The organism is Shinella sp. M27 (assembly GCF_049199905.1).
GTDB lineage: Bacteria > Pseudomonadota > Alphaproteobacteria > Rhizobiales > Rhizobiaceae > Shinella.
In genome coordinates, this window is the sequence record NZ_JBLZPK010000059.1 from 38,340 (window position 1) to 57,776 (window position 19,437).

16 protein-coding genes and 1 riboswitch are annotated in these 19,437 nt (G+C 63.1%); of the genes, 10 read left to right on the top strand and 6 right to left on the bottom strand.

The features are described from left to right. Positions 1-231: 231 nt before the first annotated feature. Positions 232-1,620: a glutathione-disulfide reductase gene (gene gor, locus ACOZK4_RS21135; RefSeq protein ID WP_421593628.1), complete on the top strand. Its 1,389-nt coding sequence runs from the start codon at positions 232-234 to the stop codon at positions 1,618-1,620. Here the strand turns inward: gor and ACOZK4_RS21140 are convergent. Beyond that, positions 1,598-2,500, bottom strand: coding sequence for a LysR family transcriptional regulator (locus ACOZK4_RS21140; RefSeq protein ID WP_421593629.1), 903 nt, complete (start codon positions 2,498-2,500; stop codon positions 1,598-1,600). The two genes, gor and ACOZK4_RS21140, sit on opposite strands and share 23 nt — an antisense overlap. Before the next feature lie 150 nt (positions 2,501-2,650). Here ACOZK4_RS21140 and ACOZK4_RS21145 point away from each other — a divergent pair, with 150 nt between their 5' ends. The 3 genes from ACOZK4_RS21145 to ACOZK4_RS21155 all read left to right on the top strand — a co-directional run bounded on the left by ACOZK4_RS21145 (position 2,651) and on the right by ACOZK4_RS21155 (position 4,966). After that, complete coding sequence (locus ACOZK4_RS21145; protein WP_421593630.1) at positions 2,651-2,887, top strand: hypothetical protein; 237 nt, start codon at positions 2,651-2,653, stop codon at positions 2,885-2,887. A 165-nt stretch (positions 2,888-3,052) separates the two neighbouring features. Beyond that, positions 3,053-4,426, top strand: a complete 1,374-nt coding sequence (locus tag ACOZK4_RS21150; protein ID WP_421593631.1) for a class II 3-deoxy-7-phosphoheptulonate synthase — start codon at positions 3,053-3,055, stop codon at positions 4,424-4,426. A 144-nt stretch (positions 4,427-4,570) separates the two neighbouring features. Next, positions 4,571-4,966: a GFA family protein gene (locus tag ACOZK4_RS21155; protein WP_421593632.1), complete on the top strand. Its 396-nt coding sequence runs from the start codon at positions 4,571-4,573 to the stop codon at positions 4,964-4,966. 15 nt (positions 4,967-4,981) lie between these two features. Here the strand turns inward: ACOZK4_RS21155 and ACOZK4_RS21160 are convergent, their stop codons facing one another. The 4 genes from ACOZK4_RS21160 to ACOZK4_RS21175 all read right to left on the bottom strand — a co-directional run bounded on the left by ACOZK4_RS21160 (position 4,982) and on the right by ACOZK4_RS21175 (position 9,762). Then, complete coding sequence (locus ACOZK4_RS21160; RefSeq protein WP_421593633.1) at positions 4,982-6,712, bottom strand: pilus assembly protein TadG-related protein; 1,731 nt, start codon at positions 6,710-6,712, stop codon at positions 4,982-4,984. After that, the gene (locus ACOZK4_RS21165; RefSeq protein ID WP_421593634.1) at positions 6,712-7,134 is read right to left on the bottom strand and encodes a TadE/TadG family type IV pilus assembly protein; all 423 of its coding nucleotides are present in this window, start codon (positions 7,132-7,134) and stop codon (positions 6,712-6,714) included. Before ACOZK4_RS21165 ends, ACOZK4_RS21160 begins: the two co-directional genes overlap by 1 nt. A 142-nt stretch (positions 7,135-7,276) precedes the next feature. Next, a complete protein-coding gene (locus ACOZK4_RS21170; RefSeq protein ID WP_421593635.1) occupies positions 7,277-7,807 on the bottom strand; it encodes a DUF1003 domain-containing protein in 531 nt (176 codons plus the stop codon). A gap of 56 nt (positions 7,808-7,863) precedes the next feature. Further along, complete coding sequence (locus tag ACOZK4_RS21175) at positions 7,864-9,762, bottom strand: LTA synthase family protein (RefSeq protein WP_421593786.1); 1,899 nt, start codon at positions 9,760-9,762, stop codon at positions 7,864-7,866. 315 nt (positions 9,763-10,077) lie between these two features. On the opposite strand from ACOZK4_RS21175, the gene ACOZK4_RS21180 reads away from it, so the two are divergent. From ACOZK4_RS21180 to bluB, 4 genes are all read left to right on the top strand, one after another. Continuing rightward, on the top strand, positions 10,078-11,757 hold the full coding sequence (locus ACOZK4_RS21180; RefSeq protein ID WP_421593636.1) for an NAD+ synthase: 1,680 nt from the start codon (positions 10,078-10,080) through the stop codon (positions 11,755-11,757). Between the two features lie 3 nt (positions 11,758-11,760). Next, positions 11,761-12,585, top strand: coding sequence for a TolB family protein (locus ACOZK4_RS21185; RefSeq protein ID WP_421593637.1), 825 nt, complete (start codon positions 11,761-11,763; stop codon positions 12,583-12,585). A gap of 170 nt (positions 12,586-12,755) precedes the next feature. Beyond that, positions 12,756-14,222, top strand: coding sequence for a diguanylate cyclase domain-containing protein (locus ACOZK4_RS21190; RefSeq protein WP_421593639.1), 1,467 nt, complete (start codon positions 12,756-12,758; stop codon positions 14,220-14,222). A 66-nt stretch (positions 14,223-14,288) separates the two neighbouring features. Continuing rightward, a riboswitch (cobalamin riboswitch) is annotated at positions 14,289-14,509 on the top strand. A 45-nt stretch (positions 14,510-14,554) separates the two neighbouring features. Further along, the gene (gene bluB / locus ACOZK4_RS21195) at positions 14,555-15,241 is read left to right on the top strand and encodes a 5,6-dimethylbenzimidazole synthase (protein ID WP_421593640.1); all 687 of its coding nucleotides are present in this window, start codon (positions 14,555-14,557) and stop codon (positions 15,239-15,241) included. 6 nt (positions 15,242-15,247) lie between these two features. On the opposite strand, the gene ACOZK4_RS21200 is transcribed toward bluB, so the two are convergent. Next, positions 15,248-16,360 carry a DUF2865 domain-containing protein gene (locus ACOZK4_RS21200; RefSeq protein WP_421593642.1) on the bottom strand — a complete coding sequence of 371 codons (1,113 nt, stop codon included), beginning with the start codon at positions 16,358-16,360 and terminating at the stop codon, positions 15,248-15,250. A gap of 266 nt (positions 16,361-16,626) precedes the next feature. On the opposite strand from ACOZK4_RS21200, the gene ACOZK4_RS21205 reads away from it, so the two are divergent. Beyond that, entirely contained in the window at positions 16,627-17,691 is a 1,065-nt protein-coding gene (locus tag ACOZK4_RS21205; protein WP_421593644.1) for a phytanoyl-CoA dioxygenase family protein, read from the top strand. Between the two features lie 152 nt (positions 17,692-17,843). Beyond that, positions 17,844-19,427 carry an ABC-F family ATP-binding cassette domain-containing protein gene (locus ACOZK4_RS21210; protein WP_421593645.1) on the top strand — a complete coding sequence of 528 codons (1,584 nt, stop codon included), beginning with the start codon at positions 17,844-17,846 and terminating at the stop codon, positions 19,425-19,427. The last annotated feature ends 10 nt before the right edge of the window (positions 19,428-19,437 follow it).

The following is a 19,437-nucleotide window of genomic DNA, read 5'->3' on the forward strand; positions in this document are numbered from 1 at the left end:
TCGGGCGCTCATTTCCTACGGTGCCTTTGTTTCGCCGTAAATGGGATACGCCTGCTTTTTTAGAAAAAACTGTTGGGCGGCGCGCCTTGGTCACGCTCCGATTTGCAGATCGTTGCGGCGTGCTCTTTTCCTTTTTGTTGCGGCGTTCCTATATGGAGAAAACCGGGCGGCGGATTCGCGCCGCTGCATCCCATACGGCCGTCCGGCCAGCCTTGCCCGCAGGAGATCACCATGCCGACATTCGACTACGACCTCTTCGTCATCGGTGGAGGCTCCGGCGGCGTGCGCAGCGCGCGTCTCGCCGCAAGCATGGGCAAGAAGGTGGCGATCGCCGAGGAGTTCCGCTTCGGCGGCACCTGCGTCATCCGTGGCTGCGTGCCGAAGAAGCTCTATGTCTATGCCTCGCAGTTTCCCGAGCATTTCGAGGACGCCGCTGGCTTCGGCTGGACGGTCGGCGAAAGCACCTTCGACTGGCAGGCGCTCGTTGCTGCCAAGGAGAATGAGATCTCCCGTCTCGAAGGCCTCTATCGCAAGGGCCTCGACAATGCGGCTGCGACCATTCTGGCGACCCGCGCCGTGCTGGTCGGTCCGAATACCCTTCGCCTGACGGCGACCGACGAACTGGTGACGGCCGAGCGCATCCTGATCGCCGTCGGCGGTCATCCAACGCCGCATCCTGATCTGCCGGGCCACGAGCTCTGCATATCCTCAAACGAGGCCTTCGACCTGCCGGAGATGCCTGAAGCCATCGTCATCTCGGGCGGCGGCTATATCGCGGTGGAATTCGCCAATATCTTCCACGGCCTCGGCGTCGAGACGACGCTGATCTATCGCGGCAAGCAGATCCTCTCGCGCTTCGACCACGACATGCGCCAGGGCGTGCAGGCGGCGATGATCGCCAAGGGCATCCGCGTGATCTGCGAAGACATCATCACCAGCGTTTCGGAAACAGCAGATGGCAAGCGGTCCGTCGCCACCAAGGCCGGCGAGACGCTTGTCGTCGACCAGGTCATGCTGGCGCTCGGCCGGGTGCCGAACACCGGCAGCCTCGGGCTGGAGACGGCAGGGGTTAAGATGAATGAGCGCGGCGCCATCATCGTCGACGATTTTTCGCGCACCAATGTACCCGGCATTTTCGCGCTCGGCGATGTGACGGATCGCGTGCAACTGACGCCGGTCGCCATCCACGAGGCGATGTGCTTCATCGAGACGGAGTTCCGCGGCAATCCGGTCTCGCCGGATCACGACCTCATCGCCACCGCCGTCTTCTCGCAGCCGGAGATCGGTACGGTCGGCCTCAGTGAGGAAGATGCGGCGAAAAAGTTCGACGATCTTGAAATCTACCGCGCCGAATTCCGCCCGATGAAGGCGACGCTGTCGGGCCGGCAGGAAAAGACGATCATGAAGCTCGTCGTCAATGCGGCGGACCGCAAGGTGGTGGGGGCCCATATTCTCGGCCATGAGGCCGGCGAGATGGCGCAGCTGCTCGGCATTTCGCTGAAGGCCGGCGTCACCAAGGACGATTTCGACCGAACCATGGCGGTGCATCCGACGGCGTCCGAAGAACTCGTGACGATGTACCAGCCGAGCTATCGCATCAAGAACGGCCAGCGGCTCTAAGCGGCGCAATCCTTTCCGGCGGAAGGCGGCCGGCGAAACGATCCTCGTGGCGCTTGAAGAGCGCGGCGAGGCGGTCGAGCGCGAGGCGCATTTCCGGCCGGTGGCGATCGTCGTCGTTGACGGCGAGCCACAGCGGGTGGGTGAGGGCCTCGATCGGTTCGCCCTCGCGCACCAGCCCCGGTATCGTGTCTCCGACGAAGGTCGGCAGCACGCCACGCCCCGCACCGCCGGCAATCAGCCGGGCAAGGATGTCGGGCGCGTTGGTCCAGGTATGGATCTGGTTTTCGTGATGGCGGAAAACCCATTTTTCCGGCTCGGAGACAGCGACTTCCGTGCCGATCGATACCCAGGGCAGATCCCCTTCGAAAGCGCGGCCCGCTGCTCGGTAAACCGCATAGGCGACGTCCACCGACTTGCGCACGGCGAGATTACCGGTTTTCGGCGCCGCATGAAGGAGGAAGATCATGCCGTGGCGATAGGTGAGGTCGTCGCCGGGCGGGAGCCGCTTGCAGCAGAGGCGGAAACTGTCTTCAGCGCCGCGTAGCGCGCCGGTGTTGTCGGCCACGAAACCCGTCAGCCAGATATCACCGGCAACGGAAACGATGGGCAGCGCGAAGGCATCGCCATGCCAGCGCGTGATGTCGGCTGTCGTGCGGCGGATCGTCTGCACATGCTCGAACAGCACCACGCCGTCGGGCGCCAGCCGATACCCCTGCTGGCTGCGAACGAAGAGCGTGCGGCCCATGGCGCGTTCCAGCGCGAGCATGCGGCGGCCGATCGTCGGCGCGCTGATGCCCGTCATGCTCGCCGCGCCGGCAAGCCCGCCCTCGGCGGCGACGTGGAAGAAAAGCTGCAGGTCGCTCCAATCGACTTCCGACATGTCCGGTTCCTCGTTTGCCTCGCCTTTCATAGCGCAAAAGCCGCCGCCGGTATCGCTCACCGGTGAAACGGGCGTTTCATTTCCGCATCTACGAAGACCGCAAACCGGTCGCTACTTCCATGACGGACACCGCCAACAAGGAGTTTCGTCATGAGCCCGGAATGGATGATTGCCCTCGATCGACAGACGACCGCGATGCAACGGTCAAAACGCAGCGCTTTTACCGACCCGCTGGAGCGGGCGGAATGGCGCGGCCTGCAAGGCGTGAACACACTGTTCAAGCGATGGCTGGAAAGCGCCCGGCCACAGCCGCAAAAGACGCCGCAAAAGCCTGTTTCCAGCTGGATATTCGCATCCGGAGCGGCTTCGCGTCGCTCCCGGGCCTGATCGCCGACCTTTGGGCTGTCACATGAAAACACCGCCGTCGCAATTGCCTCGGTGACCGCTGGAAGTTCGGCTATGCAAGAACCATCTAACGGTTTATAAGCCCGCATCTTCAAAAAGGAGGGGCGCCCGCAGGCTTTCGCGAGCGCTTCAGGACAGGTGAGTATCATGGCACAGAATTGGACCCCGACCAGCTGGCGGCACAAGCCCATCCAGCAGGTTCCGGATTATCCGGATCTCGCCGCATTGGCGGCGACTGAAGAGCGCCTCGCGAAGTTTCCGCCGCTCGTCTTCGCCGGCGAAGCCCGCCGCCTGAAGGCCTCGCTCGCCAATGTCGCAGAAGGCAAGGGCTTCCTGCTGCAGGGCGGCGATTGCGCCGAGAGCTTCGCCGAACACGGCGCCGATACGATCCGCGACTTCTTCCGCGCTTTCCTCCAAATGGCCGTGGTCCTGACGTTTGGCGCCCAGCAGCCGGTTGTGAAGGTTGGCCGTATTGCCGGCCAGTTCGCCAAGCCGCGCTCCTCGGGCATCGAGAAGCAGGGTGACGTGTCGCTGCCGTCCTACCGCGGCGATATCATCAACGGCATCGAATTCACCGAGGAAGCCCGCATTCCGAACCCGGAACGCCAGATCATGGCCTACCGTCAGTCGGCTGCGACGCTGAACCTGCTGCGCGCCTTCGCAATGGGCGGTTATGCCAATCTCGACAACGTGCACCAGTGGATGCTCGGCTTCGTCAAGGACAGCCCGCAGGCCGAGCGTTACCGCAAGCTCGCCGACCGGATTTCCGAAACGATGGACTTCATGAAGGCCATCGGCATCACGCCGGAAACCAACCCGAACCTGCGCGAGACCGATTTCTTCACGAGCCACGAGGCGCTGCTGCTCGGCTACGAGCAGGCGCTGACCCGCGTCGATTCGACCTCCGGCGACTGGTACGCCACCTCCGGCCATATGATCTGGATCGGCGACCGCACGCGCCAGGCCGACCATGCGCATATCGAATATTGCCGCGGCATCAAGAACCCGCTCGGCCTCAAGTGCGGCCCGTCGCTGACCGGCGACGGCCTGCTGGAGCTCATCGATCTGCTGAACCCGCAGAACGAGGCCGGCCGCCTGACGCTGATCTGCCGTTTCGGCCACGACAAGGTCGCCGACAACCTGCCGAAGCTCATCCGTGCCGTCGAGCGCGAGGGCAAGAAGGTCGTCTGGTCCTGCGATCCGATGCATGGCAACACGATCACGCTCAACAACTACAAGACCCGTCCGTTCGAGCGGATCCTGTCGGAAGTCGAAAGCTTCTTCCAGATCCACCGCGCGGAAGGCACGCATCCGGGCGGTATCCATATCGAGATGACCGGCAACGACGTGACGGAATGCACGGGTGGCGCACGCGCGCTGTCGGGCGACGACCTAGCCGACCGCTACCACACCCATTGCGATCCACGCCTCAACGCCGACCAGGCGCTCGAACTCGCCTTCCTTCTTGCCGAGCGCATGAAGGGCGGCCGCGATGAAAAGCGGATGGTTGTGAACGCCTGATCTCCATCCGTTCATGCTTTGGCTCCGTAAATTAGCGGCGCTGATGCAAGCATTCAGGAATGTGAATTTGACAGGACCGGGCCGGCTGACAAAGCTGGCCCGGTTTTCGTTTGCGCACCTGCGCATACAATAAAAGGGGGAGACATGAGCGATACGCATTCGGGACATTGCCTGTGCGGCGCGGTGCGGTTTCGCACATCCGGCAAGCTGCGCGAGGTGATCGCCTGCCATTGCAGCCAGTGCCGCCGGCAGACGGGGCATTTTTATGCGGCGACAAATGTGCAGGACGACGGGCTGGCGGTGGAGGGCGCCGACAGCGTCACCTGGTACCGGGCCAGCGAGACGGCGAGCCGCGGCTTCTGCCGCACCTGCGGCTCGGCGCTGTTCTGGAAGGGCGACGGCTCGGACTATACTTCGATCATGGCCGGCTCGTTCGAGCAGCCGACGGGGTTGAAGATCGGCATGCATATCTTCTGCGCCGACAAGGGCGACTACTACGAGATCGTCGATGACGCGCCCCAATATGCTCAAGGCGGATGAGGCGCGCCGTCGTCTTCACTGCACAAGGGCTGGGCGCTGGCAGCGCACGCCGGTGACGCGGATATCCGCTTCCCCGACCCGGACGCCGACGACCAGCAGCAGATTGTAGAGCAGCTCATCGATCGGCGCCGTTACCGTTGCCAGCGTGGAGGCGAGCGCAGCTGTTACCGCCTTCGGCGTGCCGAGCGTCAGGAAGAGGATTTGGATGTCGAGATCGAGGTTCTGAAGCAGCGTCGTCGTCGCGGAGGTCAGCGTGTGGCGTGTTGAGACGGTCTTGACGGCGCGGGAGGCAATGTCCGTCGGCGAGAAGGCGAGGCGGGTGCGGCCGAGGTTTTTTGCCTCGACATGAGCGATGGCATCGATGCGGACGAGACCGGAGTCGAGGATGCGGGCCTTTTGTACGCGCGCCTCGTCGGAAAAATCCGAGAGCACGGCGGGATTGACTTTGCCGAGCGCGATTTCCGCCACACCCGGTACGGCATCGACCGAGACATTGGCGTTTTCCGCCTTGCCGCCGAGGCAGCGGATATCGGCAAGTTTGGCCTCCGATGCCGCGACCTCGACATAGAGCGGCAGTTTTATGCGCAGGCCGGCGAGTGCCGCCAGGCCGTCGAAACTCACCTCTACGGCAAGCCGCGTCTGGGCGCTGCGCACGGCAACGCCGGGTTCCCCCAAGCGATGGGCGGGCGTTTCGACCGGCGGTTCGCCGATGGCGAGGCGGACGGTGACGGCGGCGAGGCCGGGCAGCGAGGTGCCCAGATCGAGCGCCACCTGGTTCTTGCCATTGGCCAGGGCCGCGGCAGCCGAGACCATCTGCAGCGCGTTGACTGCCATCTTCCAGTCTCCGCCAGTGGCGACGGCGAGGCCTTTCTTCGGATCGATATTGAGGATGCGCGACAGTGGCAACTTGACCTTGCTGCTTGCCGTTGCCTGTTCGATCATCCTGAGCGCTGATTTGGTGGTGGCGGAAAGGCCTTCGACGGCGCGCATCGAGGCGAGAAGCTGCGGCATGGTGATGCCGGCATTCAGCACGTCCTCATAAGTGGCCGCCGTAAGGTTGAGCTGTGTCGCGACGGCCTTGAGAAAGGGATTGACGGCAATGTCGGTATCGACGAGTGCGCGATAGTCCATCACTTTCAACGAGAGCTTGGTGCCCAGCAATTGGCCGAGCAGTGCATTGAGAATACCGTCATTGAGGCTGGCAAGCCGTGTGCCGACCGAAAAGGCGGCGATCTTGTTGCGGGCCGCGGAACCGACGGCCGACAAAACCGGCGGCTCGGGCATGAAGATCGACGCGATGAAAAGATCTGCGGGACGGGTGAGCGTGACGCGTGCGGCATCGGCATCGGCGTCGGCGCTGGCTGGCTTGAAGCGTGCTTCCGGGGTGATATCGGGATCGGCGCTATAGCGGCCGCGCTCGATCTTCGCCGCGGCGAGCGTTCTCTTGGTGCCGGCCGGCAGGGTGATCGGCTGGATGAGGTTGCCGCCGTCCTTGTCCGTCACGGTGACGGGCATGCCGTTCAATGCGAAATAACTGGCCGCCGATTTCTCCGCCTCGCCGACATTGGCGGCGGCGGCGATGGCGGCGAGATCGGCGGAAGCCTGCAACTGACGCTGCTGCACGGTGAGATAGCCGAAGTCGACACCGAGCGCGATGGAGAAGACCAGCAGCGGCAGGCTGAGGGCGGCGAGCGTACCGATATTGCCGGAGTGATCAGTGAGGAGGGTGGACGGGCGTTTCGTCATCACAGGCCTCCCACACGCACGGTGGCGTAGCGCTCGATCTTTTCCTGCGGCAGGGCGAAGGTGAACATCTTCCAGATCGGCAGGTCGCTGGAATCGTAGGAGATGGTCACCGTGAATTGATCCGGATTGCCGGGGTCGTCGGCCACCAGCACATTCATCTTCTTCCGGTTGATGAAGGAGTAATTGAAGCGCGAGGCATCGAGATAGTGATTGACCAATGTCACGCGTTCTGCCGGGTTGAGACCGGCGACCGCCGTGCGGGCGGCGTCCGCCGCGATCTGCTGCACCGAATGGGTGACGGAGAGGTAGATGCCGTAGGCGATCAACGTGAAGAGGACCAGGAAGAACAAGGGCGCGATGATCGCGAATTCCAGGGCCGATGTGCCGGCGCGATCCTTCGCCAAGCGGGACAGAGCGTGCATGACATCTCCTCCTTGAGACTGTCTGACGACTTGGTATTCCCGCATCCGGAAGTGGATGCACGCTTATAGTGCAACCTGAATCTTAATTTCTCCTATAGATTGGGCGGCTGGATTTATGTAGTCGAAAAGTTGCATCTGCACGTCACTCTTTATCGCGCAGAACATCATGCAATCGCAGCACTTCCATTTTCAGGGCGGCGATCTCGTTGAGAAAATGCGTGTCGATCTTATGGTGCAGCGCGATCAGCTCGATCTCGGCCTTGAGGTTCACCTCGTAATCCTTGGACGCCTCGAAACGGTCTCGCGCGGCCTGCCGGTTCTGCGACATCATGATGATCGGCGCCTGCAGGGCGGCGATCATCGACAGCAGAAGATTGAGGAAGATGAAGGGGTAGGGGTCGAAGGCGTCCTTCGTCAGCAGGATCGTGTTGGCGACGGTCCAGCCGGCGAGAAAGACGAGGAAACCCACGATGAAGGCCCAGGAGCCGCCGACGCGGGCGATGGCATCGGCGACGCGGTCGCCGGGCGCCTGCTTCGACTGGTAGGCGACGTTCCTGTCTTCCGACAGGATACGACCCTCGCGGGAATGGAGCAACACCTCGCGCTCGGTCTCGTCGAGCTCATCGGAGGTTTTGCCGAAGAGGATTTGGGCGGCGTCGTCGAAGGGTTTCATGGCGGAGCTCCGCAAGAGAATCGGAGCCCTAGCCTAGCCTCGTTTTGTGCGGGAAATCAGTACGCCGCGCTCATCAGTTCCGCATGGGAGTTGAAGAAGCGTTCGAGACCGTACTGCTTGCCGAACATGATGTCGTGCTGCAGGAAGCGGAAGTCGCGCACCAGCGGATCGACGGTCTTCTTGCGCGCCCAGTCCGGCGTGCCGTTGCCTTTAGCGTCGATCAGCATGTAGCGGTCGATGACGCGCAGCTTGTCATGCACGGCGCCAAGGAAGCCCGTGTAGTAGGGGTGCTCGAAGCCGGCTTCCTTGAGGATGTAGTAGGAGAGGAAGGCCGGGCTGATCGTGCCGACATCCTTTTCCGCACCGGTCTTGTTCGACCAGATGACGAGCGGGGTCTCGTGCTCCTTCTTCATCTGCTCGGTCGAGCCCTTGCGCGAGGCGGTGATGCCCTTCATGTAGCCGGAATTCTGGTAGACCGTGTTGAGCGGCGGCAGGTGATCGCCGAACACGACGATGATCGTCTCGCGGTCGCGCTCCTTGGCCCAGTCCATCAGCATCTTGAGGCTCTGATCGGCTTCCTTCACACCCTGCGCATAGCTTGCCAGCATGCGGTTGTCGCGCGCGTCCAGCTTGCCTTCGGGGGTGATGTCCGTCTTCGTGTAGCGGCCGTCGTCATAGGGGCCGTGGCCCTGCAGGGTCACGGTGAAGAAGAAGAACGGATCTTCCTGCAGATCGGCCTGGCGGATGATTTCCTTGGTTAGCGCCTCATCGGAGGTGAAGTTGCCACGCTTTGCGAGCGGCGGCATCTTGTCGACGTCCTTGAAGGTCTCGAAGCCGAACGCCTTGTAAACGCTCGAACGGTTCCAGAACCAGCCGGAGAACGGATGGATGGCGCGCGCCGTATAGCCTTCCGCACGGAAGAACGTGGCAAGCGAGGGGATCGGCTTGCGGATATATTGCTGGTAGGGAATGCTGCCGGTCGGCAGGAAGGCGTTGGAGAAGCCCGTCAGCGCCTCGAATTCGATATTGGCCGTCAGGCCGCCGAATTCCGGCGAAAAGACGTGGCCGCCCTGGCTTTCGCGGATGACCGGCATCGGATCCTGCGAGAGCTTCACGCTGTCGATGCGCGTCGGATCCCACAGCGATTCACTCATCACGACGATGACGTCGGGCTTGGAGCGGTGCGTGGTGCCGAAGGGCAGCGGCTTGGAGGGGATTTTGTCGATGGCATCGACCATATAGCCGGCGGGCGCCTGAACATTGGCCATCGGCAGGTTGATGGCAAAGGCCATGACGAAGCCGTTGTGGCGATAGTTCTCCGCCTGGTCCCACATGATCGGGAAGACCTTCAGACGGTCGCGTACCCAGGAGAAGTCGTTATAGTCCATGATGGAGGCAAAGCCGGCGAGCAGCGGCAGCGCGACGGCAAGGCGTGCAAGGCGTTCCTTGCGTGTCAGCGGCCGGAAGCGGCGCCAAGCGAAAACCCAGAGGCTGACGAGACCGACGACGGCGGCGACGATGGCGAGGGCGAGACCTGCGGCCGTCCAGGGACGATCCTGCACGAGGACCGGCATCAGTTCCATGATCTGGCGGCCGAACAGCAGGTCCGTCGGGTAGAGCGGGTCGGTCAGGAAGACCTGCTTCTGCTGCGAGATGACGCCCATCAGCACGACGAGCGGCGCGATGAACAACACGCCCTTGTGCTGGCGGCCGATCAGCGCATCGAGCGCGAGATAGGTCAGGAAGAACACGCCCGTCGTGGTCCAGGCCGGCTGTTCGAGATTGGTGAAATAAATCCAGGTCTGCTCGAGCGAGCCGCGCGTGATGAGTTCGACGACGACGACGGTCAGCAGTGCCAGAAGGCCGGAAACGGCAAGCGAACGCAGGACGGCAAGCGCCTTTGCATGGCGCGCAAAGAAGCCTGCCTCAGCGGCAAGTCCTTCGGTGGCATCCATTGCCACGGCTGCGGGAGTGAACAGGGCCAAGGCCGTCTCCAAACTTCATGAAACTTTCGTGTATCTGTCATACGGACGTCATCTTGAACAGGAGATGAACGGTTTCTGCAACGTTCTCCCTGTGCTTTGGTTCCACCTGTTGCATCGTCGCAATGGCGGCGGGAACCCGCTGAAAACAGGGGCTTGGCGGGAAAGCGCGTGCAATCGTCAGGCTTTTCATTCCCAAAGCCTCTGTCATGCTCTAAACAGCTTCTCGACCGTTCGAGAGTGCGGGCTGCGCAGGATCGGACACCATGCAAAGACGGGTCTGCAGATATGACTTCCGAGACTGAAAAGGCGACGCTCCGCATCGCGGTTGCGCAATTGAACCCTGTCGTCGGTGACATCACCGGCAACCTCGCCAAGGCGCGTGCGGCCCGCGAGGATGCGGCACGGCAGGGTGCCGATCTGCTGCTGCTCACGGAACTCTTCATCTCCGGCTATCCGCCCGAGGATCTCGTGCTGAAGCCCGCCTTCCTGAAGGCCTGCCGCCGCGCCATCGACGATCTGGCCGCCGACACCGCACAGGGCGGCCCCGGCGTCATCATCGGCTTTCCCCGGCAGGACGAGACCGGCCGCTTCAACGCCGTCGCCATAATCGATGCCGGCAAGGTGATTGCCGTCAGGGACAAGGTGGACCTGCCGAACTACGGCGAATTCGATGAAAAACGCGTCTTCGACCAGGGCGCCATGCCGGGTCCGGTGAATTTCCGGGGCGTGCGGCTCGGCATCCCGATCTGCGAGGACATCTGGGGCGAGCTCGGCGTCTGCGAGACGCTGGCCGAAAGCGGCGCAGAAATCCTGCTCTCGCCGAACGGCTCGCCCTATTATCGCGGCAAGGTCGATATCCGCCATCAGGTCGTGCTGAAGCAGGTCATCGAGACCGGACTGCCGCTCGTCTATGCCAACCAGCTCGGCGGCCAGGACGAACTGGTCTTCGACGGCGCGAGCTTCGCCTTCAATGCCGACAAGACGCTCGCCTTCCAGATGAGCCAGTTCGAGGAGACCGTCGCGCTCGTCACCTTCAAGAAGGAAGGGGACGGCTGGATCTGCGACGGCGGGCCGATGTCGCGCATCCCCGAAAAGGAGGAGGCGGATTACCGCGCCTGCCTGCTCGGCTTCCGCGATTACGTCAACAAGAACGGCTTCAAGAATGTCGTGCTGGGCCTTTCCGGCGGCATCGACTCGGCCATCTGCGCCGCCATCGCCGTCGATGCACTGGGTGAGGAGCGGGTGCGTTGCATCATGCTGCCCTATCGCTACACCTCGCAGGATTCGCTCAAGGATGCCGCCGATTGCGCCAAGATGCTCGGCTGCCGTTATGACATCGTGCCGATCGAGGCGCCGGTGACCGGCTTTCTCGCCGCCTTGTCGGAGACCTTCGAGGGCACGGAAGAGGGCATCACCGAAGAAAACCTGCAAAGCCGCACGCGCGGCACGATCCTGATGGCGATCTCCAACAAGTTCGGCTCGATGGTCGTGACGACCGGCAACAAGTCGGAAATGTCGGTCGGTTATGCCACGCTCTATGGCGACATGAACGGCGGCTTCAATCCGATCAAGGACCTCTACAAGATGCAGGTCTACGCGCTCTCCAGCTGGCGCAACGCCCATCTGCCGCCGGGCGCGCTTGGGCCGACGGGCGAGGTGATCCCGAAGAACATCATCGACAAGGCGCCCTCCGCCGAGCTTCGCCCGAACCAGACCGACCAGGATTCGTTGCCGCCCTATCCCGTCCTCGACGACATCCTCGAATGCCTCGTCGAGATGGAGATGAGCACGGAGGACATCGTCGCGCGGGGCCATGATGTGAAGACGGTGCACCGCATCGAACACCTGCTCTACATCGCCGAATACAAGCGCCGCCAGTCGGCGCCGGGCGTGAAGATTACCAAGAAGAATTTCGGCCGCGACCGCCGCTATCCGATCACCAACCGGTATCGCGACCGGGGGTAGGCGATGCGCAGCTCGGTCGAAATCCACAACATCGTCTCCGGCGAAACACGTGTCGTCTGGCAGACCGAGCAACTGGTCGAGGCGCCGAATTTTTCGCGGGACGGGCGGTTTCTCGTTATCAATGGCGATGGGCTGCTCTATCGGCTGGCGCTCGATGGCGTTGCGCCGCAACGGATCGACACCGGCTTTGCGGTGCAGTGCAACAACGACCATGGGCTTTCGCCCGACGGACTTATGTTGGCGATCAGCGACAAGGTGGAGTTCGGCAAGTCTGCGATCTATGTGCTGCCGGTCGAGGGCGGCGTTCCGAGGCTGGTGACGCCGAACCTGCCGTCCTATTGGCACGGCTGGTCGCCGGATGGTGCGGCGCTCGCCTATTGCGGCATTCGCGACGATGTCTTCGATATCTACACGATTCCTGTGTCGGGGGGTGAGGAAAAGCGGCTGACTTTTGGAGAAGGGCGCAATGACGGGCCGGATTATTCGGCGGATGGGGAATGGATCTATTTCAATTCCAGCCGCACCGGCCACATGCAGATCTGGCGGGTGCGTCCCGACGGTTCCGAGCCGACCCGCATCACCGACAGCCCCTATGGCGACTGGTTTCCGCATCCGTCGCCTGATGGGAAACACCTGCTTGTGCTGTCCTATGACGGCGATGTCTTCGATCATCCGCGCGATCTCGATGTGCGGCTGCGCCTTATGGACGTGGACGGCGGCAACGCACGGATTCTGTTCGATCTTTTCGGTGGGCAGGGCACGATGAACGTGCCGAACTGGTCGCCGGACGGCAGCGAATTCGCCTTTGTGCGTTACGCGCCGGTCTGATCACAATTTGTGGTGCATATGCGTTAAGTTTTCGCTCACCAGCCTGTTTAAGTGAATTTTGCGGTCTGCCAATTAGCCTCTGTTCAACAATGCCCGGAACCGGGCGGGGGCAGGCAGGGGTGACGATGACGGGCAGGACGGAAGAAGGCCGGACGGGAAAACGGCGAAGGGTGAGTTTCGCAATTCGCGCTGCGGCCGTGATGATCGTCGGGCTTTTCGGCGCGGCGAATTTCTTCGTCCTCGACTATGCCATCGAACGCGCCGACAGTTTTGTCGCCGAGACCGAGCGCACGCTGGTCCGCAACGAATTCAGCCACCAGATCGACCAGGTGGTGCAGTACCAGAGCCAGCTGTCCTTCTGGGACAAGAGTTTCAACGCGCTTGCCCACGGTATGCCGGACGACGATTTCGTGCGCGACCAGATGCGCGACTGGATGTGGTCCGACTTCGGCTTTTCCTGGATGATCCTGACATCGCCGGATGGTGAGAAAATCCTCGGCGTGCATCGAGGCGAAAAGGTTTCCGACCGCAAGGCGCGTGAAAAGCTGCAATGGATGAGCGATCTCACCCGCCGCGCCGAGCGGGCCTATCGCGAGGCGCTGTCGCCCGATCGGGGTGGCTGGCAGGTGGCGCGCGCCAAGGAGGACCCCGATCTCCTGACCCCGGCACTGCCGGAAATACATGTCTCGGGCATGCGGCTCATCGACCGCGTCATGAGCATCGTCGTCGTGCAGGCCGTCGTTCCGAAATCGCTCTATATTCCCGCAAGCCGTCTGGAGCCGACCCTGCTCATCACCGTCAAGCCGGTGTCGCAGAAGATGCTGTCCAATGCCGAGCGGCGGCTCGGCGTGCACGATCTCGGCTTCACGCCCATCGTCACCGAGGAGCCGGGCCTCGTGATGACGCCGGTCGGCGGCGATGCTTACAATCCGATGGTCGCCTCCTGGCGGCCCAACATGCCGGGCTCCTTCGTCTGGCGCTCGGCCCTGCCGCAGATCGCGATTTTCGTGCTGGTCTTTGCCGGCGTCATGCTCTTCGTGACCCTGCGCTTTTCCGCGCTGGTCAGGGCGCTCCAGCGCAGCGAGGCGAAAAACGCCTTCCTCGCCCGGCACGATCCGCTGACGGGGCTGAAAAACCGTAGCGGCTTCGACGAGGAGGTCCGCCGCACCATCGCCAAGGGCAACGGCAAGCCCTTCGCGATCCTCGCGCTCGACCTCGACAGGTTCAAGGCGGTCAACGACCGCCATGGCCACGCGGCGGGCGATATCGTGCTGCAGGCGGTTGCCCGCCGCTTCTCCGATCGTGTAGGCAAGCAGGGTTCGGTGGCGCGTCTCGGCGGCGACGAATTCTCCATTCTTCTCAATGGCGATTTTTCCCGCGAAAACCTCGTGGCGCTTGCCGAGGCGCTGGTCCTCGATGCGCAGGTGCCGATCGCCTATGACGGCCAGCTTCTGCTCATTGGCGGCAGCGCGGGCATTGCCCAGTTCCCCGATCACGGCGGCAGCCTACACGACGTCATGGTGATGGCCGATGCCGCGCTCTATGCGGCCAAACATGCCGGCCGCAACCGCGCTGTTCACGCCGGCGATATCGATGCCGGCACGGTGGCCGAAGCGGGTGCGGCGCGCGCTGCCTGATGCTTGTGAGGCGCTCTGAGACAGGTGCGCGGCGCGGGCGGGCTTGATCGTGCCCGAAAGCCGTGCGCATATCCTTTTCAGTCAGGTGCCCGCGACATGCGGGAGAATCGGGAATCCGGTGCGGGTGCAATATCCAGGTCCGGAACGTGCCCAACGCTGTGACGGGGATGGCGTGCATTCCAAAGCTTGAATCGATTCAAGCTTTTGCCACTGGTTCTTGAACCGGGAAGGCAGGTGCGGGCCGCGTGAACCGAAGTCAGAAGACCGGCCTGGCGAGATAGACCGAACCGCGCGGACGGCGGCAGGTTGGACGCATTGTTGGGGAGAAGACGATGCGAACAGAACTCTCGGACGATCTCGTCCGGGCGGGCGCCTTTCCATGTGAGGACAGGCAGGCCGTCTATCGTGCCATTGAAACGCGCCGCGACGTGCGTGACCAGTTCTTGCCCGATGCCTTGCCCGACGATCTCGTCGGCCGCCTGCTGCATGCCGCGCACAGCGCGCCGTCCGTCGGCTTCATGCAGCCGTGGAATTTCCTGCTGGTACGCGGCGAGGAAACGCGCCGTGCAGTGCATGGCGCCTTCCTCAAGGCCAATGCCGAGGCGGCGGATATGTTTTCAGGCGAGCGGCAGGCGCAATACCGCGCGCTGAAGCTCGAAGGCATCCTGAAGGCGCCGCTGTCGATCTGTGTGACCTGCGATCCGACGCGGGGCGGCACGGTGGTGCTCGGCCGCACGCACAATCCACGCATGGACGTCTATTCCACGGTCTGCGCCGTGCAGAACCTCTGGCTCGCGGCGCGGGCGGAAGGGGTCGGCGTCGGCTGGGTCAGCATCTTCCATGACAGCGATATCCGCGACATTCTCGGCATTCCCGCGCATGTCGAAATCGTTGCCTGGCTCTGCGTCGGCTTCGTGGATCAGCTGTATGCGGAGCCGGAACTGGCGGTGAAGGGATGGCGGCAGCGCCTGCCGCTGGAAGAGTTGGTGTTCGAGGAGCGTTGGCCGGCGACTGCATAAAGCAGGTCAGTTGACGCCGGCATCGGCCGGGCGGCCGAGATCGATGGCGGACTCGTTTTCCGGCAGGAAGGCGGGGCCGACGGTGCGCACCTTGCTATGCGTGGGATCGTAGTCACGGTCCTCGATCTTGGCAGGGGTTTTTGCTGTTTCCTGCTTGTCATGCCGGGTTGTGATCGTCGTGATGGAGCCGGTTTCCGGCAGGGCTTCCTCTGTCGTGCCCCCGCTCGTACTAACGGTCTCGCCCTTCATCGCCTTCTGGCGCTTGATCATCTCCTGGTAATAGGCGGAGAGATTGCAGCCGCAGGTGCCAGCTTTGGAGAGATCGCGGGTCCGGTAGCTGAAGGCGTGCTCGAGATCGCGATAGGGCCGGCCGGTGACGGTCGACGTCATCTGTTCGGTTTCCTGGCCCGGTGTCATCGACTGGTAGAAGAGCTGCGTCTCGGTTTCCGGGCACATCATCGCGCAGACCTTCTGGTCGCGGCGGAAATCGAGCGGGGTCGCGCCCGACGAGATCGGGAAGAAGCCGCCGTCGCAGGTGCGCACGCAGACGGTGCGCAGATTGCCATGGCCGGCGCTGCCACCGAGCGAGCGCAGCTGCAATCGCCCGCTGTCTTCAGGCATGGTGCCCAGCGGCAGGGTGCGCGTATCGTCCTGCAAGGTGCGCAGGGTTTCGGTCGCGGCGATCGGCATCACCTTCGCGTCGTCGTTGCAGCCGTTCGTTTCCAGCGCGGCGAGAAGGCGGTTCCGCGACCCTTGCGAGGATGTGCCGCCGGCAAATTCGCGGCGCTTGCGGTCGAGGATATAGAGATTGCGCTCCATCTTGCCGATGACCGTTTCCAGCGTATCGCAGGCCGCTTCGTTCTCACCGCCGAAGACGGTGATGCTGCCGGACGAGCAGCCGAGGCGGCGCTGATCGCTCTTGGCCTTGCGCAGCTGGATATTCTGGCGGGCGATGGCGCCGGCATATTTGCGCGCGCTTGTGGTGTCGACCACGACCCGAGGGAGGTTTGCCAGTTCCGCCTGAATCCGTTCGCAGACATCGGAGGCCGTCGCACCGCCCGAAACGAGGAGCGGCAAGCCGGTTGCGAGCGCAAACAAAAGGCGGAGGCGTCCTTTCACGTCCTGATATCCCGTAAGAGAGCTTGGAAGGCGGCCCGAGGCGCACCTTGATCATGTCCCTATCATAAGCCACTGCGCGCGCCGTGCAACGCGCTCCCGGATTTGTGATTAACGGCCGAAGAGATAATATGAATTACCTAGTCAGCTTTGCGCGGACGGCGCAATTGATCTCACGGGGGCCTTGGTGTAGCACTCTCGGCATATGCAACAGCCGGTTACGGCACGGTCGCCGTCCGGCGGCGCAATCATCCCGCAGGCAGGTGACCATGAAGATATCGTCAGTCTTGTTGAGCCCTCTTTATGCGCTGCAACTCGCATCGGGTGCAAAATCCTTTGCCGATAACCCTGTTATCGGCAGCAAGTGGCTCAACAAAAAGGGCCTGCATGAGAAGCGTGTGTCGCTGGCAATGCGCATGGCCGCCTGGCGCCGCAGGAAGCTGGAAAACCTCGTCGCGCCGGACCATCGCCGGCAATATGCCGAGACCGGTTTCGTCAAGATCGAGAATTTTTTGTCGCCGGAAGTGTTCGCCGCCGTCACGCGTGAACTGGCCGAGCGCGATTTCGAGCGCCACGACATGAAGCAGGGCGCGACGGTCACGCGCCGCGCGATCATCGATGACAGCGACCTCGAAACCCTGCCAGGCTTCAAGGCCGCGCGCAACGATCCGCGCCTGACCAACCTGCTGCGCTACGTCTCTTCCCATGCCGGCCAGCCCTTGCTGGTGGTTCAGATCGTCATGGCCCTGCCGTCCGTCGTTGCGGCCGGTTCGACCGATCCGCAGACGGCGCTGCACAGCGATACGTTCCAGCCGACGGCGAAGGCCTGGCTGTTCCTGCGCGATGTCGGTGAAGAGGACGGTCCGTTCGCCTATGTGCCGGGCTCGCACGAAATGACGCCGCAGCGCCTCGCCTGGGAGCGCGGCATCAGTGAAAACGCCGATGCGATCGAAAACATCTATTCCGCCCGCGGCTCGCTGCGCATCATGCCGGACGAGCTCGGTGCGCTCGGATACGGTCAGCCGGTGAAGATGACCGTGAAGGCCAATACGCTCGTCGTTGCCGATACGCATGGTTTTCACGCCCGCAGCCCGAGCTACAAAACGACGACGCGCATCGAGATCTACGGCTCGCTGCGCCGCAATCCGTTCCTGCCGTTCACCGGCTTGCACATCGCCTCGTTGCCGTTCATCGCCTCGGGCATGAACCGCTGGATCATCTCTGGCATGCGCCTGCGCAGCAAGCTCGGCATCAAGGGCTCGCCCTGGCGCGATGCCGGCCTTGGCAAGGCCGATGAATGGTCCAAGCGTCTCGACAAGCCGCCGGTGGCCTGACGGCTTCGAATACCCGATTGGCGGCTTGCCCTTGCAAGGCCGCCGGTCGGGCTCTACATAAAGCCCGTCGTCAACACCGACCGGATGGTGCAGCATGAATTTCAACCCGACCACAAATCGACGTCGTTTTGTCCTCGGGGAAATTCGTATCCATGCCTTCCATCACCCTCTCGAAAATTTCGTGGTCCACGCCTGACGGCCACGCGCTTCTCTCCCATCTCGATCTGAGCTTCGGCCGCGAACGCGCCGGCCTTGTCGGACGCAACGGCGTCGGCAAGACGACCTTGCTCAAGCTGATCACCGGCGATCTGCAGCCGCTTTCCGGCACCGTGTCCGTCGATGGTTCCATCGGCGTGCTGCGCCAGAGCGTGCAGGTCGGGGCGGAGGAAACGGTCGCCAGCCTGTTCGGCATTCAAGACGCGCTCGACATTCTCCGCCGCGCCGAATGCGGCGAAGCGGAAGCCGATGCCCTGGCGGATGCGGACTGGACGCTGGAAACGCGCCTTGCCGCTGCGCTCGCTCGCGTCGGGCTGGATGCAACGGCCGAGACCCGTCTTGCCGCCCTTTCAGGCGGCCAGCGCACGCGCGCAGCCCTTGCGGCCCTTCTCTTTCACGAGCCGGATTTTTTGCTGCTGGACGAGCCGACCAACAATCTCGACCGGGAGGGCCGGCAGGCCGTCCTCGACATGCTTTCCGGCTGGCGTGCCGGTGCGGTGGTCGTCAGCCATGACCGCGAATTGCTGGAATGCATGGATGCGATCGTGGAACTCACCTCGCTCTGCGCCACGCGCTACGGTGGCAACTGGAGCGCCTACCGCGAGCGCAAGGCGCTGGAGCTGGCGGCTGCGCAGCGGCAGTTGTCCGATGCGGAACGGCATGCGGCAGATCTCGCGCGCTCGGTGCAGGCCGTCGCCGAGCGCAAGGCGCGCAAGGATGGCGCCGGCAAGCGCAAGAGGGCGAAGGGCGATATTCCCCGCATCATGCTCGGTGCCATGAAAGAGCGCAGCGAGGTAACAGGCGGTGTGCAGGCACGTCTTGCCGAAAGCCGGCAGGCGCAAGCGGCGGAGGCCATGGCGACCGCACGGGAACGGATCGAGGTTCTGCAACCGCTCACCGTTGCCGTGCCGCCGACGCATCTCGCCGCCGGCAAGACGGTGCTGAAGCTCGACGGCGTGACGGCCGGTTATGAACCGGAACGCCCGATCCTTCGAGGGTTTTCCGTCACCATCACCGGGCCGGAGCGCATTGCGGTGACCGGGCCGAACGGGTCCGGCAAGACGATGCTGCTCAGCCTCATCACGGGGCAATTGCTGCCCTCCGAAGGAAGCGTGCGCGTCTTCACGGAGTTCGCCATGCTCGACCAGCGCGTCAGCCTGCTCGATGCCGGCCTCTCCATTCGTGACAATTTTCGCCGTCTCCATCCCGAGGCCAACGAGAATGCCTGCCGGGCGGCGCTGGCGCGGTTCATGTTCCGCGCGGATGCGGCTTTGCAGAGTGCAGGGAGCCTCAGCGGCGGCCAGCTTCTGCGCGCCGGCCTTGCCTGTGTGCTGGGTGGTGCCGTACCGCCGCCGCTGCTCATCCTGGACGAGCCGACCAATCATCTCGACATCGATTCCATCGAGGCGGTGGAGGCGGGGCTTCGGGCTTATGACGGCGCGTTGCTCGTCGTGAGCCACGATGAGGCCTTTCTGCAGGCGATCGGCATAACGCGGGGGCTGGAACTGTCCGGGACCTAAAAACGCAAAC

What these genes read in the sequence shown, in the direction of transcription:
- ACOZK4_RS21175 (WP_421593786.1), bottom strand. Translation starts at nt 9,762, where the DNA reads ATGGATGCCACCGAAGGACTTGCCGCTGAGGCAGGCTTCTTTGCGCGC.
- bluB (WP_421593640.1), top strand. Translation starts at nt 14,555, where the DNA reads ATGCGAACAGAACTCTCGGACGATCTCGTCCGGGCGGGCGCCTTTCCA.
- ACOZK4_RS21180 (WP_421593636.1), top strand. Translation starts at nt 10,078, where the DNA reads ATGACTTCCGAGACTGAAAAGGCGACGCTCCGCATCGCGGTTGCGCAA.
- ACOZK4_RS21185 (WP_421593637.1), top strand. Translation starts at nt 11,761, where the DNA reads ATGCGCAGCTCGGTCGAAATCCACAACATCGTCTCCGGCGAAACACGT.
- ACOZK4_RS21145 (WP_421593630.1), top strand. Translation starts at nt 2,651, where the DNA reads ATGAGCCCGGAATGGATGATTGCCCTCGATCGACAGACGACCGCGATG.
- ACOZK4_RS21165 (WP_421593634.1), bottom strand. Translation starts at nt 7,134, where the DNA reads ATGCACGCTCTGTCCCGCTTGGCGAAGGATCGCGCCGGCACATCGGCC.
- ACOZK4_RS21205 (WP_421593644.1), top strand. Translation starts at nt 16,627, where the DNA reads ATGAAGATATCGTCAGTCTTGTTGAGCCCTCTTTATGCGCTGCAACTC.
- ACOZK4_RS21170 (WP_421593635.1), bottom strand. Translation starts at nt 7,807, where the DNA reads ATGAAACCCTTCGACGACGCCGCCCAAATCCTCTTCGGCAAAACCTCC.
- gor (WP_421593628.1), top strand. Translation starts at nt 232, where the DNA reads ATGCCGACATTCGACTACGACCTCTTCGTCATCGGTGGAGGCTCCGGC.
- ACOZK4_RS21160 (WP_421593633.1), bottom strand. Translation starts at nt 6,712, where the DNA reads ATGACGAAACGCCCGTCCACCCTCCTCACTGATCACTCCGGCAATATC.
- ACOZK4_RS21140 (WP_421593629.1), bottom strand. Translation starts at nt 2,500, where the DNA reads ATGTCGGAAGTCGATTGGAGCGACCTGCAGCTTTTCTTCCACGTCGCC.
- ACOZK4_RS21150 (WP_421593631.1), top strand. Translation starts at nt 3,053, where the DNA reads ATGGCACAGAATTGGACCCCGACCAGCTGGCGGCACAAGCCCATCCAG.
- ACOZK4_RS21210 (WP_421593645.1), top strand. Translation starts at nt 17,844, where the DNA reads ATGCCTTCCATCACCCTCTCGAAAATTTCGTGGTCCACGCCTGACGGC.
- ACOZK4_RS21155 (WP_421593632.1), top strand. Translation starts at nt 4,571, where the DNA reads ATGAGCGATACGCATTCGGGACATTGCCTGTGCGGCGCGGTGCGGTTT.